Source organism: Stella humosa (genome assembly GCF_006738645.1).
GTDB classification, from domain to species: domain Bacteria; phylum Pseudomonadota; class Alphaproteobacteria; order ATCC43930; family Allostellaceae; genus Allostella; species Allostella humosa.
Window position 1 is genome coordinate 4469790 of sequence record NZ_AP019700.1, and the last position, 14807, is coordinate 4484596.

Below are 14807 nucleotides of genomic sequence, written 5' to 3' on the forward strand. Positions count from 1 at the left end.
AACTCGGCTGCGCGCTCGGGGCCAGGATGGTCCGTGCGCACCACGACTGCCGGTCACGGCCACCGGCATCCCTCACCCTGAGCGCGGAGTGCAGCGCAGCGGAACGAGCAGTCGAAGGGCGCACCCACGGCAGCGTCCCACCGCCCGCGGCACTACCCGCTGAATCGCTCCGTGAGGAAGGCGATCGCCTGGGCGATGCCGGGCTCGTCGATCGAATGACCGAGGCCGGGGCGCCGCTCGGCCGTGACGGCGATGCCCGCCGCCTTCAGGGCATTGGCCGACAGCTCCAGGGAATCAAACGGCACGATCTGGTCGGCGTCGCCATGGATCAGCAGCACCGGCGGGCGCGAGCGGACATCGGCCGGCAGGCTGGCAGCGGCCAGCAGGCGACCGGAGTAGCCGACCACGCCCGCCACCGCCTCTGCCCGCCGCGGCGCCACATGCAGCGCCATCATCGTCCCCTGCGAGAAGCCCACCAGCGCCAGCCGGTCGGCGCCCAGGCCGAGCTTGGCGAGCAGGTCGTCGATATAGGCATCGAGCAGCGGGGCCGCGGCCTGGACGCCCGCCAGCATCATCGCCGGGCTGCGGTCCTGGAGGCTGAACCACTGGTAGCCATAGGGGGCCATGTCGCAGGGAAAGGGTGCGTCCGGCGCGGCGAAGGCGGCGTGCGGCAGGGCCTGGGCGAAATAGGGAGCAAGCCCGATCAGGTCGTTGCCGTCGGCCCCCAGCCCGTGCAGGAACACCACGACCTCGCGCGCCGGGCCACCGGCGGCGGGGCCCATCGTCGGGCCGGAAAGCTGCATCATTCGACCGGTCTCCCCATGTAATGTTCGGCCCCCGTCCTAACGGAATTCGCCCGCCGCCGCCATGATCGAGGCTTCCCAGCCGCCAGTCGTCACGCGCTTCGCGCCCAGCCCGACCGGCCGGCTGCATCTGGGCCATGCCCATTCCGCGCTGGCCGGCTGGCGGGCGGCCCGCCGGGCGGGCGGCCGCTTCCTGCTGCGCATCGAGGACATCGACCCGGGCCGCTGCCGGCCGGAATTCGTCGACGGCATCCTGGAGGACCTGGCCTGGCTGGGACTCGACTGGGACGGGCCCGTACGGGTGCAGTCGCGCCACCTGGCCGAGTATCGCCACGCTCTCGACCGGCTGGCGGCGGACGGCCTGACCTACCCCTGCTTCTGCACCCGCGCCGAGATCCAGGCCGAGATCGCGCGCGCCGGTGCCGCCCCCCATGGGGCCGAGGGGCCGGTCTATCCCGGCACCTGCCGCGGCCTCGCCCCGGGCGAGCGCCGGCGGCGGCTGGATGCGGGGCAGAACCACGCCATACGCCTGGACGTGGCCCGGGCCATGGCATGCACGGGCGGGCTGGCTTGGCGCGATCGGCGGGCAGGCGCGCAGACGGCCCGGCCGGACCTGCTGGGCGACGTGGTGCTGGCACGCAAGGATGCACCCGCCAGCTATCACCTGGCGGTCACGCTCGACGATGCGGTGCAGGGGGTGACGCTGGTGACGCGCGGCGTCGACCTGTTCGAGGCGACGCACATCCATCGGCTGCTGCAGGCACTGCTGGGCCTGCCCGTGCCGGAATGGGACCACCACGCGCTGCTGACCGATGCGGCGGGCCGGCGCTACGCCAAGCGCGACCAGGCCGTCACCCTGGCGGCGATGCGCCAGGCGGGAATGACGCCGGCCGAAGTCCTGGCCATGGCCGGCGGCTGATCAGCGGCGCAGGCCGCGGCAGATAGCCAGGTAGTCCGGATCCTCGGGCCGCAGGATGCCGTGGCGCACGAAGAAGTCGATCAGGGTCACGTTGACGTTGAACTTCACCTGGTCGGTGTCGCGCACCAGGGCCAGCACGTCGGCCGCCGGCATCAGGGCGAAGTCGACGATCTCGCCGTCGTTGGGCCGCGGTTCCAGCCCTTCGGGCATCTCCAGGTCATAGACATAGAGCAGGTCCTCGCGCAGGCCGTCCTCGCGCTCCATGACATAGGTGACGATGCCGGCGGCATGGGCGCCGCGCATCGCCTCCGGCGGCAGCGAGGCTTCCTCGCCCGCTTCCTTCACCAGGGTCGCCCAAGGGCCGTAGCCGGCGCCGACCCCGCCCGCCACCATGTTATCCAGCTTGTCGGGGTCGATCTTCTTGTCGGGCGCACGGCGCGCGATCCACAGATGCAGGCCGTCCGCCCGGCGCACGAAGCCGTTCAGGTGCACGCCGGCCGCCCGCACGCCGAAGCGTGGCAGGGCACCGCGGTCGATGCGCAGCAGCGGCCGGTCGCCATCCTCGGCCATCACGTCGAACCATTCGCCGCGCCAGCCGGGTATCAACCCATCCGCCACCAGCCGGCGGCCGACCAGTGCCACCGCCGCCGTCAGCGTGTCGGTATCAACGGCATCCGGCGTCAGTCGCACGGCGTCGCCATCCACCCGAAAGACGGCCGGGAACGCGGCCAGGACCGGTGCGAAGTCGTCGCGCACCCGGCCGACCCGCCGCCCGGCCAGCAGCAGCGGCCGGAAGCGTTCCGGCCGCCAGCGGTTCACCGCCTCGATATGGCGAAGGAGCGACATTCCATCAGACCGAGAAGTACTTGGCCTGGGGGTGATGCACGACGATGGCCGACGTGCTCTGCTCGGGCTCCAACTGGTCCTCGTCGCTCAGCGTGATGCCGATCTGCTCGCCGCCCAGCAGGCGCAGCAGCGCCACCTGGTCATGCAAGTTGGGGCAGGCCGGGTAGCCGAAGGAGTAGCGCGAGCCGCGATAGCCCTGCTGGAGCAGGCGATCCATCTCGCGCGAATCCTCGTGGCCGAAGCCCAGTTCGGCGCGGATGCGCTTGTGGACGTACTCGGCCATCGCCTCAGCCATCTCCACCCCCAGCCCGTGCAGGTAGAGATAGTCCTGGTAGCGGTTGTCGGCGAACCATTCGCGGGCGACGTCGGACGCCTTCTGGCCGACCGTGACGACCTGGAGGCCGATGACATCGCGGGTGTCGGGCGTCGTCTGGTCGCGGGTGCGGAAGAAGTCGGCGATGCAGAGCCCGCCCTCGCGGTTCTGCCGGGGCAGATCGAAGCGCGCGACCTCGGTCGCCCCGTCGTCGCCGAACAGCACGACCGCGTCGCCCTCGGCGGCACAGCGCCAGTAGCCGTAGCAGGCCTGCGGCAACAGGATGTCCTGCTGCTGCACGATATCGAGCATGCGCTTCAGGGTGGGCTTCAGCTCCTGCTGCGCCCAGGCCATGAACTCCTCCAGCGTGCGGCCGTCCTTCCGGTAGCCCCAGTGGAATTGATAGAGCATGCGGTCGTTGAGATAGGGCACCAGGGCTGCCACCGGCACGCGGGCGATGGTGCGCGGCCCCCAGAAGGGCGGCACCGGCACCGGCGTGTCGCGATGCAGCTCGGCCCGGCGCAGGCGGATCTCCTCGGAATCGACCGGGCGCATGGCGCGCGGCTCGGCCGCCTGCCCCAGCACCCGCTTGGTGTTGGTGGGCCGGCCCTTGCGCTTGCCCGCCACCTGGGCCAGGTGGCCGTCGAAGGTGCCGGTCATCACCTTGTTCATCAGGTCGAGCCCGTCGAAGGCGTCGCGCGCGTAGGCGACGCGGCCGTCGGTGTAGATGCTGGTGCAATCCTCCTCGACATACTTGCGGGTGAGTGCCGCCCCGCCCAGCAGGACGGGCACGCCGATGCCGTTGCGCTTCATCTCGGCCAGGTTCTCGCGCATCACCACGGTCGACTTCACCAGCAGGCCCGACATGCCGATGGCATCGGCATGGTGCTCTCCCACCGCCGCCAGGATGTTGGCGATCGGCTGCTTGATACCGAGATTGACGACCTTGTAGCCGTTGTTGGTGAGGATGATGTCGACCAGGTTCTTGCCGATGTCGTGCACGTCGCCCTTCACCGTGGCGAGCACGATCGTGCCCTTTTCCTGGCCCTCGATCTTCTCCATGTGCGGCTCGAGGCAGGCGACCGCGCGCTTCATCGTCTCGGCCGACTGAAGCACGAAGGGTAGCTGCATCTTGCCCGCGCCGAACAGTTCGCCCACCACCTTCATGCCGTCGAGCAGGAAGTTGTTGATGATGTCGAGCGGCTTGTGCGTCTGCATCGCCAGCGCCAAGTCGTCCTCCAGGCCCAGCCGCTCGCCGTCGACGATGCGCTGGGACAGGCGCTCCTCCACCTTCTCGGAGCGCACCTTCTTCACCGCCTGGGCCGCCTTGCGATTCTCGAACAAGGCGATGAAGGCTTGGAGCGGGTCGTAGCCCTCGCGCCGGCGGTCGTAGATCAGGTCCTCGGCGACGCGGACCTCCTCCTCGGGGATCTTGTGCAGCGGCACGATCTTGCTGGCATGGACGATGGCGCCGGTCATGCCGCGCTTCATCGCATGGTCGAGGAAGACCGAGTTGAGGATGGTGCGCGACGCCGCATTCAGCCCGAACGAGATGTTCGAGAGGCCGAGGATGATCTGGCATTCCGGCAGCTCGCGGGCGATCCGCTCGATCCCCTCCAGCGTCCACAGGCCGAGCTTGCGGTCGTCCTCGTTGCCGGTCGCGATGGTGAAGGTCAGCGGGTCGAACAGCAGGTCGGACGATGGCAGGCCGAAGCTGCGCGCGAAGTCGTGCAGGCGATGGGCGATGCGCAGCTTGGAATCGACGTCCTTGGCCATCCCCTCCTCGTCGATGGTGAGCGCGATCACGGCCGCGCCGAACCGCTTGGCCAAACGCAGCCGCTCGGCCGCGTGGCCCTCGCCATCCTCGAAGTTAATGGAGTTGATGATCGGCTTGCCGCCATAGAGCTTGAGGGCGTGCTCCAGCACCGGCGTCTCGGTCGAATCGATGACGAGCGGCGTGTTGACCGCGCCGCGCATGCGCGTCACCACCTCGGTCATCTCGGCGATCTCGTCGCGGCCAACGAAGGCGGTGCAGATGTCGAGCGCGTGCGAGCCCTCGCGCTGCTGCTCGCGGCCCATCTCGACGCAGCCGTCCCAGTCGCCGGCTTCCTGCAACTCGCGGAACTTCTTCGAGCCGTTGGCATTGCAGCGCTCGCCGATGGCCAGGAACGCGTTCTCCTGGCGCAGCGACACCTGGCCGTAGAGCGAGGCCAGCGACGGCACCCAGTGGACCGTTCGCTTGGCCGGCGCCGGCCGCGCCCGGCCGCCGGCGGCACGGCCGCGCAGCATCGCGTCCAAGGCCGCGATATGCTCGTTGCCGGTGCCGCAGCAACCGCCGACCATGCCGATGCCGTCTTCCTCAATGAAGCGGGCGAGCCACTTGGCGAGGTCGCCCGGCGCCAGCGGGTAGTGCGTCTTGCCGTCGACCAGCTCGGGCAGGCCGGCATTGGGCTGGATCGAGATCGGCCCCGGCCAGTTCTGCGACAGCCAGCGGACATGCTCGGACATCTCCTGCGGGCCGGTGGCGCAGTTGAGGCCCATGACCGGCACGTCGAGCGCGCGGATGATGGTGGCCGCCGCCGCGATGTCGGTGCCGACCAGCAGCGTGCCCGTCGTCTCCACCGTCACCTGGACGATGAGCGGGATGTCCTCGCGGCCGGCCTCGCTGCGCGCGCGCTTGGCGCCGTTCACGGCGGCCTTGATCTGCAACGGGTCCTGGCAGGTCTCGATCAGGAAGGCATCCACCCCGCCGGCCACCAGGCCCGCGCACTGGATCGCGAGTGCGTCCTCCAGCGTCTGGTAGGGCGCATGGCCCAGGCTGGGCAGGCGCGTGCCGGGGCCGATCGAGCCCAGCACGAAGCGCGGGCGGCCACCGGCCAGCCATGGCTCGATCGCCTCGTGCGCCAGTTCGCCGGCCCGCTTGTTCAACTCGAAGGCACGCTCGGCGATGCCGAACTCGGCCAGCGTCACCGGCGAGCCGCCGAAGCTGTTGGTCAGCACGCAGTCGGCGCCGGCCGCCAGGTAGCCGTCATGGATCAGCCGCACCACGTCCGGCCGGCTGTCGTTCAGGATCTCGGTGCAGTTCTCCAGCCCGGCATAGTCGCGGTCGGTATCGAGGTCGAGCGACTGCACGCGCGAGCCCATGGCGCCGTCGCACAGCAGGATCGATTCCGAGAGCGCGGTCAGGAAATCCGTCATGGCGTTGCCTCCGGCGCGGGCGGCGATCCCGCGGGCGGGCGCACCCCCAGGATATGGCAGATGGCGAAGCTGAGGTCGGCGCGGTTCAACGTATAGAAATGGAACTCCCGCACCCCGCCCGCCTGCAACGCGCGCACCTGCTCGGCCGCCACGGTGGCGGCCACCAGGCGGCGGGTCTCCGGGTCGCGGTCCAGCCCCTCGAACTGCTGCCCGAGCCAATCGGGCACGGCCGCCCCGCAGGCGCCCGCGAACTTGCAGACCTGGCCGAAATTGGTCACGGGCAGGATGCCGGCCACGATCGGCACGGTGATGCCGGCGGCGCGCACCCGGTCGCGGAAGCGGAAATAGACCGCCGGGTCGAAGAAGAACTGGGTGATGGCGCGGGTGGCGCCGGCGTCGATCTTGCGCCGCAGGTTGTCGAGGTCGGTGGCGGCGTCCGGCGCCTCCGGGTGGGTCTCGGGATAGGCCGCGACCGTCACCTCGAAATCGCCCACGCGCCGCAGCCCGGCCACCAGGTCGGCCGCGAAGCCGTAGCCGCCGGGATGAGGCGCATAGGCGCCGCTATCGGCCGGCGCATCGCCGCGCAGGGCCACGACATGGCGGATGCCGGCGTCCCAGTACTGGCGCGCGACGGCGTCGATCTCGTCGCGGGTGGCGCCGACGCAGGTCAGGTGGGCGGCCGGCTCCAGCGTCGTCTCGCGGCGGATGCGGGCGACGGTGGCGTGCGTGCGCTCCCGCGTCGTGCCGCCGGCGCCGTAGGTGACCGACACGAAGCGCGGGGCGAGCGGCGCCAGGCGCTCCACCGTTTCCCACAGGCGCGCCTCCATGTCGGGCGTCTTGGGCGGGAAGAACTCGAACGACACGTCGACCGGGTTGGGTGCGCGGAGCGTTTCGGCCGGGCCGCGCACGGATGCAGGATCGGTCAATGGGGCAGTCCTCGATTGGCGGCAGGCGCCGCATGGGGCTTGGTCGCGGGGGCATCGCCGCGCGGGCGGCGGGCGGGCCACAGCACGACGGTAAGCGGGTCGCCCGGCAGGCGGAGCGGCGTCGCCGGCTCCAGCCCGGCGGCGCGCAGCCAATGGGCGATCTCGGCATCGGAAAAGCCGAGCCGGCGATGGGCATGCTCGCTGCGGAGCTGGTCCAGCTCGTGGGGGGCGAAGTCGGCGATGATCAGGCGGCCGCCCGGTCGCAGCACGCGGGCGGCCTCGGCGATGGCCTCGCCCGGATCGTCCAGATAGTGCAGCACCTGGTGGATGGTGACGGCGTCGAACGAGCCCGCCGCCATCGGGAGCTGGTAGGCATCGGCGAAGCGGACCTGGCAATGGCGCAGGTCGGCGCGCTCCAGGTTGGCCCTGGCCATGCCCAGCATGTCGCGCGAGCTGTCGACGCCGACCGCCCGCACGCCGCGCCGGCCCAGCAACTCGACGATGCGGCCCGTGCCGGTGCCTACGTCCAGGAGATCCCCCACCTCCGGCAGGGGCAGGAGTTGCAGCAGGGCGGCCTCGACCTCGCGCTCGTCGACATAGAGCGAGCGGACGCGGTCCCAGGTGGCGGCGTTGGCGCGGAAATAGGCCGCCGCCATCTCCGCCCGGTTGGCCTTCACCGCCGACAGGCGCTGCAGGTCGCGGGCGACGGTCTCGTCGGTGTCGGGAATGCGGTCGACCAGCATGCGCGCCAGGTCGCCGGCGCCCGGGCCGGCGGCGACGCGGAAAAAGGCCCAGGTGCCCTCGCGGAAGCGGTCCAGCAGCCCCGCCTCGCACAGCAGCTTCAGGTGGCGCGAGACGCGCGGCTGGCTCTGCCCCAGGATCTGCGTCAGTTCGCTGACCGTCAGCTCGCCATGGGCACAAAGCGCCAGGACCCGCAGCCGGGTCGGCTCTGCCGCCGCACGCAACCCATTCAGCAGATGCTCCATCGACCGCCTTTCTTGCAGAGACATATAAACATGACTTTATGTCTTGTTCAAGACGTCCGTGCCGGCGCGCCATGCAGATCGGCCACACCGATCCCGCATCGCACCATGTCGGAGAGGGGCCGGACTGGCGAAACCCCAGGGCATGTGTTAGCTGGTTGTGGAGATGGGTATTGGTGGCGACAGCGCGAGCGGCGGCGCCCCGGAACCCGGCTTCACATCCAGCGATCGAGCGGTCCACGGCATGGCGGCAATGACACGGGCGACGAGCGGGGCCTGGCGATGGATCGGCCTGCCTGCGGCGACGCTGATCCTGGCTTGCGCAGCGCTGGTCGCCACCCTGGCGCCGCTGCCGGCCGCCGCCCAGGATGCCGGCGACGAGGACCCGCTGGAGGGCATCAACCGCGCCGTCTACGACTTCAACCGGGTGCTGGACGGTCTGCTGCTGAAGCCGGCGGCGATGATCTATCGCGGCGTCCTGCCCGAGGAGGTGCGCGACGGCGTGCGCAACGTGCTGGACAACCTCCAGGGCCCGGTGATCCTGGTCAACGACCTGCTGCAGGGCGAGACCAAGCGCGCCCAGATCACGGCCGAGCGCTTCGCGATCAACTCCACCGTCGGCGTGCTCGGCATCTTCGACGTGGCCAAGGGCTATGGCCGCTACAAGCACAGCGAGGATTTCGGCCAGACGATGGGCACCTGGGGCGTCGGCGACGGCCCCTACCTGATGCTGCCGCTGCTGGGTCCGTCCAATCCGCGCGACCTGACCGGGCTGGTGGTCGATTCCTTCGTGATCGACCCCTGGGGGCACATCGCGCGCGCCAACGATGCCGACTGGTTCACCTATACCCGGCTCGGCCTCAATTTCGTCGACACGCGCGCCCGCAACATCGAAGCGCTGGACGACATCGAGCGGAACCAGATCGATCCCTACTCGTTCATCCGGACGACCTGGCGCCAGCGCCGCGCCAACGAGATCCTGAACGGACGGCCGGCCCCGGCCGGGCGTTGACCTTCCCCCGCTGACGAAAGGAGCGCCTTTCATGCGCGCCCTCACCCGAATTTTCGTCATCCTCGCCGGCGTGCTCGTGCTGCCGGTAGCCCAGCCGGCCCTGGCGGAGACGCCCAAGGCGCTGGTCGAGTCCCTGGGCGACAAGGCCATCCGCCAGCTGACCGGCACTGTCGCGCGGCCGGAACGCGAGGCCCGCTTCCAGAACCTGCTGACCGCCGGTTTCGATATCCACGCGATCGGCCGCTTCACGCTCGGCCGCTACTGGAACCAGGCCAATCCGGCCCAGCAGGCCGAGTACCTGAAGCTGTTCGAGAAGTTCATCGTGCAGGCCTATGCCGCCCGCTTCGCGGAGTATTCGGGCGAGCAGTTCCGCGTCGTCGGCGAACGCCCGGATGGCGAGGTGACGATCGTCCAGAGCGAGGTCTTCAAGCCTGGCAACCCGCCGGCGCGCGTCGAGTGGCGCGTGCGCCACGGCGGCCAGCCCAAGATCGTCGACGTCGTGGTCGAGGGCATCAGCATGGCCGTGACCCAGCGCTCGGAATTCGCGGCCGTCATCAGCCGTGGCGGCGGCAATGTCGACAGCCTGCTGACGGCACTACGCCAGAAGACCGGCAGCTAGCCCCACCCACCGGATTCGCTAGAATCGCAGCTCAGGGCTCGACGGCGGGTTGCCCGTCTTCGAGCCCTGTGGCACCGTCTTTCCCTTGGAACGCTAGAAATAGCGCAGCCGTCCAACAGGCCCCTGCATGATCCGGGGCCCGGCAGGACACGAAAGGGGAGACGTCGAGATGAAGATCGGGGCTTGGCTGGCCGCAGCCGCCACATTCGCGCTCGCCGCCACCGCCGGTGCGCAGGAAATCAAGATTTCCCACCAGTGGCGGCAGAACACCGATGGACGGGACCAGGCGACACGCCTCTTCGTGCGGGAAGTGAACGCGCGCGATCCCAGCCTGAAGTTCCGCATCTATCCCAACCGCTCGCTCGTCAGTAACCCGACCAGCCAGATCGACGGCATGCAGGACGGCACGCTGGAGATGGCGGTCTATCCGCTCGTCTATGCCACCGGCAAGGTGCCGGAGTTCTCGATCACCATCATGCCCGGCACGGTCGGCAGCATCGACCAGGCGATGAAGGTGAAGAACACCCCCTTCTACGACAAGCTCCAGGAAATCTGCGCCCAGAACGGCATCCGCGTCATCACCTGGTGGTGGACGCCGGGCGGCTTCGCCACCAAGGACCGCGAGATCAAGGGGCCCGATTCGGTGAAGGGCCTGCGCATGCGCGCGGCCGACCCCTATTTCGAACTGATGCTGAAGGACCTCGGCGCCTCGGTGCAGTCGATGCCATCGACCGAAATCTATCCCGCCCTGCAGTCGGGCGTGCTGGACGGGCTGCTCACCTCGTCGGAGAGCTTCGTCAGCATGAAGATCTTCGAGCAGACCAAGCACGCCACGGCGGGCGGCGACTACACGCTGTTCATGCTGCTGCAGCCGCTGGTCATGTCCAAGCAGCATTGGGACAAGCTGACGCCCGCCCAGCAGAAGGCCTTCGACGAGGCCGCCGTGGTCAGCGAGAAATTCTTCAACGGCCTCCAGCAGGAAGCGTCGGAGAAGATGGTCGAGACCTTCAAGAAGAACAACAACGCCGTCCGCTCGATGACCAAGGCGGAATACGACGCCTGGGTCGAGATCGCGCGGACCAAGGCTTGGCCGGCCTTCGCCCAGAACACCAAGCAGGGCAAGGAACTGCTCGACCTCCTCCAGGCGGCGCTGAAGTAGCTTACCCGAGACCGGCCGGGCCGCCGTCGACCGGCGCCCGGCCCCACCCGCCGGCAGAGCCCCTCCCATGCAGAGTTTCATCCGCATCCTCGACCGCGTGGCCCTGATCTGTGCCGTCGCGGCTGCGATTCTGGTCGCCCTGGCCGTGGTCATCATCACCTGGATGATCTTCTGGCGCGCCGCCGGCAACTCGGCCTTCTGGGAGATCGAGGCCTCGGTCTTCCTGTCGATCGCCGCGATCTTCCTGGCCTCGCCCTATACGCTGCGAACCAAGGGGCATGTGTCGGTCGACCTGCTGGAGGCGATCCTGCCCGACGCCTTCACCCGGCCGTTGCGCGTCTTCGCCATGCTGATGGTGGCCGCCGTCTCGGCCTACCTGGTTTGGGAAGGCGGCAAGATGGCCCTGATGGCGCTGCATGAGGGCGAGCGCACGCCCAGCATGTGGGCGCCGCTGAAATGGCCCATCTATGCCGCCATGCCGATCGGCATGGCACTGACCTGCCTCCAGGCGATCGCCGAGATCGCCCGCATGCGCCTCTCGCCCCCGGATGCCCGATGAGCGAACTCGAGATCGGCTGGCTGCTGTTCGGCGTCACCACGCTCGTCCTCTTCTCGGGCGTGCCCATCGCCTTCGGCCTGCTGGCGGTATCGATCGGCTTCCTGCTGATCTTCGCCGGGCCGGCCAGCCTGGCCGCCGTCGGCCGCACCTTCTTCGAGGAGATGGCGAGCTTCGTCCTCCTCACCATCCCCATGTTCATTCTGCTGGGGGCGGCGATCGGCGTTTCGCGCGCGGGCGCCGACATCTATGAATCGCTGCATCGCTGGCTGTCGCGGGTGCCGGGCGGGCTGGTGATCGCCAACATCCTGGCCTGCGGCATGTTCTCGGCCGTCTGCGGCTCCAGCCCGGCGACGGCAGCGGCCATCGGCAAGGTCGGCATCCCCGAAATGCTGCGGCGTGGCTATCCGCCGACGCTCGCCACCGGCTCGATCTGCGCCGGCGGCACGCTGGGCATCCTGATCCCGCCTTCGGTCACCCTCATCCTCTACGGCATCGCGACCGAGACCTCGATCGGCCGCCTCTTCCTGGCCGGCGTCATCCCCGGCTTCCTTCTGGTGGTGCTGTTCGCCGCCTATGCCTGGATCTACAGCCTCCTGTCGGCGGCCGGCAGCTCGCTGCGGTCCAGCGAGCGCTTCTCCCTGCGCGAGAAGATGGACGGGCTCGGCCGGGTGATGCCGTTCCTGGTCATCATGGTGGTGATCGCGGTCGCCATGTATGGCGGCTGGGCGACCCCGTCGGAGATCGCCGCGCTGTCGGCATTCCTGGCGCTATTGCTGGTCTTCGTCATCTACCGCGCCACTTCGCCGCAGGAAGTCTGGGCGATCTTCAGCGACACGGTCCGCGAATCCACCATGATCATCATGATCATCGGTGCGGCCGGCCTGTTCGGCTACATGATGTCGCTCCTGTACATCACCCAGACGATGGCCGACGCCCTCGTCGCCTGGAACCTGGACCGTTGGACGCTTCTGCTCTTCTTCAACGTGCTGCTGCTGATCCTCGGCTGCTTCCTGCCGCCGGTCGCCATCATCCTGATGACCATGCCGATCCTGCAGCCGGTGCTGGAGGGCAACGACTTCAACCTCATCTGGTTCGGCATCCTGCTGACGATCAACATGGAGGTGGGGCTGATCACGCCACCGGTCGGACTCAACCTCTATGTCATCCGTGGCGTGGCGCCCCAGGTGCCGCTGACCCAGGTGCTGGCGGGCTCGATGCCGTTCGTCGTGATCATGCTGCTGTTCATGGTGCTGCTCTGCATCTTCCCGCAGATCGCGCTGTGGCTGCCCAACACGCTGATGGGTCCGGGAAGCTGACTCAGGGCGCACCGGCGCCCACGGGCGGCCGCCGGTGAGCGGCCGCGACCTTCTCATCGTCCTCCTCATCGTCACCGTCTGGGGCATGAACTTTCCGGTGGCCAAGCTCGGTTTCACCGAGCTGCCGCCGATCCTGCTGACTGCCTTCCGCTTCACGCTGGTGGCCGTCCTGCTGGTGCCATTCGTGCCCCGGCCACGCGGCCAGTACCGCCAGTTGCTGTTCCTGGCGACGGTGCTGGGCGGCGTCCATTTCAGCCTGATGTTCGTCGGCCTGTCGCGGCTGGATTCGGCCACCGTGGCGATCGCCAGCCAACTCACGGTGCCGTTCGCGGCCCTGCTGGCGGCCGTCGCCTTCAAGGACTATCTCGGCTGGCGGCGCACGCTCGGCATGGGCGTGGCCTTCGCCGGGGTGGCGGTGATGGCCGGCGAGCCGCGCATCCTGGCCGACCCCTGGCCGCTGCTGTGGGTCGTCATCGGCGCCTTCGCCTGGGCTGTCGCCAACATCCAGGTGAAGCGCATCGGCGCCATCGACGGGCTGGTGCTGAATGGCTGGATGGCCGCCTTCGCCGCGCCCCAGCTCCTGCTGGTCTCTTGGCTGGTGGAGGGCGATAGCTGGCACCGGGTGCAGTCGGCCGGGCTGGCGGGATTCGGCTCGGTCGTCTACATGGCGGTGATGGTGACGATCCTGGGCTATGGGCTGTGGTACCGCATCCTGCGCGCCTATCCGGTCAACATGGTGATGCCCTATACGCTGCTGGTGCCGGTGATCGGCGTCGTCGCCGGCATCGGCCTGCTGGGCGAGCCGCTGTCCGGGCCGATCGTGGTCGGCGGCGGCGCCACGCTGGTGGGCGTGGCCATCATCGTCTGGCGGCGCCCCCGCCTGACCGACCAGCAGCCGCAGCCTTGAGCGCGGCCGCCTTCTCGGGCAACGGCTCAATGCGGCTGATCGAGCGTCCATCCCCCAACCACGGGCCCCGGCTGGGCGACGGCGTCGTCGACATCCTGGTCCTGCACTATACCGGGATGCGCAGTGCGGGCGCCGCGCTCGAACTGCTGTGCGACCCGGCGGCCCAGGTCAGTGCCCACTACCTGATCGCCCAAGACGGCACCGTCCATCGCATGGTGGCCGAGGATCGCCGCGCCTGGCACGCCGGCCGGTCCTGGTGGCAGGGGGAGACCGACGTCAACAGCCGCTCGATCGGCATCGAGCTGGAGAACCCCGGCCACTATTGGGGCTATGTCCCCTTCCCGGCCGCACAGATGGCCACCCTGGTCGCGCTCTGCACCGGGGTCCTCGCCCGCCACCCGATCCCGCCCGGCCGCGTCGTCGGCCATTCCGACATCGCGCCGCGCCGCAAGCAGGACCCGGGCGAGCTGTTCGACTGGCCGGCGCTGGCCCAGGCCGGCATCGGCCGCTGGCCGCCCGCTCTCGACCTGCCGGCGCCCGACGCCCCGCCCTTCCCGGCCGAGGAAGGCATGGCCCGGCTGGCCGCGCTCGGCTACGAGCTGGACGACCCGGCCGCCACCGTGACGGCCTTCCAGCGCCGCTATCGCCCGGCTGTGGTCGACGGCCGGCTTGACGCCGAAACCCTGTGGCGAATCGCCCGCCTCGCGCCGTAACGGCCCGCATTGACGCCGCCCCGGCGAACCGTCAGTTTGCCGCCCGCCAGACGGCTGGATGGTCGCTCTTCGCCCCGCTCGGCTTCGGCCGGGCGGGATGGAGGGAGGAAAGTCCGGGCTCCACGGAAACACGGTGCCGGGTAACGCCCGGCGGGGGCGACCCTAGGGAAAGTGCCACAGAAAGCAAACCGCCGTTCCGCGGCGCCGGGGGCAACCCCGGATGCAGCCGAGCGGTAAGGGTGAAAGGGTGCGGTAAGAGCGCACCGCGCATGCCGGCAACGGCTGCGGCACGGTAAACCCCACCGGGAGCAAGACCAAATAGGGACGGCCGGTCGGCGTCGCCTTCGGGCGGCGTGCGGCGCGCCAGTTTCCGGGCTGCCGTCCGGGTCGGTCGCGCGAGGCGCTCGGTAACGAGCGTCCCAGATGAATGACCATCCAGAGGGGTCCGCCCCTTGGACAGAACCCGGCTTACAGGCCGTCTGGCAACCTACCCCATCGCTTCCGCTTATGGAACAAATAAAGAACATTGGCGGA

General features: G+C 69.4%; 13 protein-coding genes and 1 other RNA gene. 9 read left to right on the forward strand and 5 right to left on the reverse strand.

Features of this window, described 5'->3' with window-relative positions:
* Window positions 1–152 precede the first annotated feature (152 nt).
* Window positions 153–806, reverse strand: a complete 654-nt coding sequence (locus STVA_RS20950; protein WP_338069550.1) for an alpha/beta hydrolase — start codon at window positions 804–806, stop codon at window positions 153–155.
* A gap of 61 nt (window positions 807–867) precedes the next feature.
* Between STVA_RS20950 and gluQRS the strand changes: the two genes are divergently transcribed.
* Window positions 868–1722 (forward strand): tRNA glutamyl-Q(34) synthetase GluQRS, encoded by an 855-nt coding sequence (gene gluQRS, locus STVA_RS20955; protein ID WP_123691746.1) that lies wholly within the window; start codon window positions 868–870, stop codon window positions 1720–1722.
* Here the strand turns inward: gluQRS and STVA_RS20960 are convergent, their stop codons facing one another.
* From STVA_RS20960 to STVA_RS20975, 4 genes are all read right to left on the reverse strand, one after another.
* A complete protein-coding gene (locus STVA_RS20960; RefSeq protein WP_123691748.1) occupies window positions 1723–2568 on the reverse strand; it encodes an NUDIX hydrolase in 846 nt (281 codons plus the stop codon).
* 4 nt (window positions 2569–2572) lie between these two features.
* A complete protein-coding gene (gene metH, locus STVA_RS20965) occupies window positions 2573–6079 on the reverse strand; it encodes a methionine synthase (protein WP_123691750.1) in 3507 nt (1168 codons plus the stop codon).
* Window positions 6076–6906 (reverse strand): methylenetetrahydrofolate reductase [NAD(P)H], encoded by an 831-nt coding sequence (gene metF / locus STVA_RS20970; RefSeq protein ID WP_123692855.1) that lies wholly within the window; start codon window positions 6904–6906, stop codon window positions 6076–6078. The genes metH and metF overlap by 4 nt, the downstream gene beginning before the upstream one ends.
* Window positions 6907–7001: 95 nt before the next feature.
* Entirely contained in the window at window positions 7002–7991 is a 990-nt protein-coding gene (locus STVA_RS20975) for an ArsR/SmtB family transcription factor (RefSeq protein ID WP_123691752.1), read from the reverse strand.
* Window positions 7992–8232: 241 nt separating this feature from the next.
* Here STVA_RS20975 and STVA_RS20980 point away from each other — a divergent pair, with 241 nt between their 5' ends.
* The 8 genes from STVA_RS20980 (at window position 8233) to rnpB (ending at window position 14760) form a co-directional block, all read left to right on the forward strand.
* Complete coding sequence (locus tag STVA_RS20980) at window positions 8233–9000, forward strand: MlaA family lipoprotein (protein WP_170216555.1); 768 nt, start codon at window positions 8233–8235, stop codon at window positions 8998–9000.
* Window positions 9001–9031: 31 nt separating this feature from the next.
* The gene (locus tag STVA_RS20985; RefSeq protein WP_123691757.1) at window positions 9032–9619 is read left to right on the forward strand and encodes an MlaC/ttg2D family ABC transporter substrate-binding protein; all 588 of its coding nucleotides are present in this window, start codon (window positions 9032–9034) and stop codon (window positions 9617–9619) included.
* Window positions 9620–9788: 169 nt separating this feature from the next.
* The gene (gene dctP / locus STVA_RS20990) at window positions 9789–10778 is read left to right on the forward strand and encodes a TRAP transporter substrate-binding protein DctP (protein WP_170216556.1); all 990 of its coding nucleotides are present in this window, start codon (window positions 9789–9791) and stop codon (window positions 10776–10778) included.
* A gap of 67 nt (window positions 10779–10845) precedes the next feature.
* Complete coding sequence (locus STVA_RS20995) at window positions 10846–11337, forward strand: TRAP transporter small permease (protein ID WP_123691761.1); 492 nt, start codon at window positions 10846–10848, stop codon at window positions 11335–11337.
* Window positions 11334–12653 carry a TRAP transporter large permease gene (locus STVA_RS21000; protein ID WP_123691763.1) on the forward strand — a complete coding sequence of 440 codons (1320 nt, stop codon included), beginning with the start codon at window positions 11334–11336 and terminating at the stop codon, window positions 12651–12653. Before STVA_RS20995 ends, STVA_RS21000 begins: the two co-directional genes overlap by 4 nt.
* Window positions 12654–12687: 34 nt before the next feature.
* Window positions 12688–13560 carry a DMT family transporter gene (locus STVA_RS21005; RefSeq protein ID WP_123691765.1) on the forward strand — a complete coding sequence of 291 codons (873 nt, stop codon included), beginning with the start codon at window positions 12688–12690 and terminating at the stop codon, window positions 13558–13560.
* A gap of 29 nt (window positions 13561–13589) precedes the next feature.
* Complete coding sequence (locus STVA_RS21010) at window positions 13590–14273, forward strand: N-acetylmuramoyl-L-alanine amidase (RefSeq protein WP_123691767.1); 684 nt, start codon at window positions 13590–13592, stop codon at window positions 14271–14273.
* 46 nt (window positions 14274–14319) lie between these two features.
* Window positions 14320–14760: RNase P RNA component class A (gene rnpB, locus STVA_RS21015), an RNA gene on the forward strand.
* Window positions 14761–14807: the final 47 nt, after the last annotated feature.

What these genes read in the sequence shown, in the direction of transcription:
- STVA_RS20950 (WP_338069550.1), bottom strand. Translation starts at nt 806, where the DNA reads ATGATGCAGCTTTCCGGCCCGACGATGGGCCCCGCCGCCGGTGGCCCG.
- gluQRS (WP_123691746.1), top strand. Translation starts at nt 868, where the DNA reads ATGATCGAGGCTTCCCAGCCGCCAGTCGTCACGCGCTTCGCGCCCAGC.
- STVA_RS20960 (WP_123691748.1), bottom strand. Translation starts at nt 2,568, where the DNA reads ATGTCGCTCCTTCGCCATATCGAGGCGGTGAACCGCTGGCGGCCGGAA.
- metH (WP_123691750.1), bottom strand. Translation starts at nt 6,079, where the DNA reads ATGACGGATTTCCTGACCGCGCTCTCGGAATCGATCCTGCTGTGCGAC.
- metF (WP_123692855.1), bottom strand. Translation starts at nt 6,906, where the DNA reads ATGGAGGCGCGCCTGTGGGAAACGGTGGAGCGCCTGGCGCCGCTCGCC.
- STVA_RS20975 (WP_123691752.1), bottom strand. Translation starts at nt 7,991, where the DNA reads ATGGAGCATCTGCTGAATGGGTTGCGTGCGGCGGCAGAGCCGACCCGG.
- STVA_RS20980 (WP_170216555.1), top strand. Translation starts at nt 8,233, where the DNA reads ATGGCGGCAATGACACGGGCGACGAGCGGGGCCTGGCGATGGATCGGC.
- STVA_RS20985 (WP_123691757.1), top strand. Translation starts at nt 9,032, where the DNA reads ATGCGCGCCCTCACCCGAATTTTCGTCATCCTCGCCGGCGTGCTCGTG.
- dctP (WP_170216556.1), top strand. Translation starts at nt 9,789, where the DNA reads ATGAAGATCGGGGCTTGGCTGGCCGCAGCCGCCACATTCGCGCTCGCC.
- STVA_RS20995 (WP_123691761.1), top strand. Translation starts at nt 10,846, where the DNA reads ATGCAGAGTTTCATCCGCATCCTCGACCGCGTGGCCCTGATCTGTGCC.
- STVA_RS21000 (WP_123691763.1), top strand. Translation starts at nt 11,334, where the DNA reads ATGAGCGAACTCGAGATCGGCTGGCTGCTGTTCGGCGTCACCACGCTC.
- STVA_RS21010 (WP_123691767.1), top strand. Translation starts at nt 13,590, where the DNA reads ATGCGGCTGATCGAGCGTCCATCCCCCAACCACGGGCCCCGGCTGGGC.